The sequence below is a fragment of the Enterobacter sp. 342 genome (genome assembly GCF_036663495.1).
In the GTDB taxonomy this organism is placed as follows: Bacteria; Pseudomonadota; Gammaproteobacteria; order Enterobacterales; family Enterobacteriaceae; genus Enterobacter.
The window spans coordinates 1-374 of the sequence record NZ_JAWUEI010000145.1 but is presented as its reverse complement, the minus strand read 5'-3'; the positions used below and the strand labels follow the sequence as shown (position 1 = coordinate 374).

Genomic DNA, 374 nt, shown 5'->3' with positions numbered 1-374 from the left:
CCTTCTTCACGAGGCAGACCTCAGCGCTATTCTGACCTTGCCATCACGACTGTGCTGGTCATTAAACGCGTATTCAGGCTGACCCTGCGCGCTGCGCAGGGCTTTATTGATTCCATTTTTTCTCTGATGAACGTTCCGCTACGCTGCCCGGATTACAGCTGTGTCAGCAGGCGGGCAAAGTCGGTTAATGTCAGTTTCAAAACGCCCACCCGGGGTGAAATCGCACACCTGGTAATTGATTCCACCGGGCTGAAGGTCTTCGGTGAAGGCGAGTGGAAAGTCAAAAAGCATGGCCAGGAACGCCGTCGTATATGGCGAAAGTTGCATCTGGCAGTTGACAGCAACACACATGAAATCATCTGTGCAGACCTGTC

At 52.7% G+C, this 374-nt stretch carries 1 pseudogene; it reads left to right on the top strand.

The features are described from left to right. Positions 1-374, top strand: a pseudogene (locus V6E55_RS25690) (IS5-like element IS903B family transposase); the annotation flags it as partial.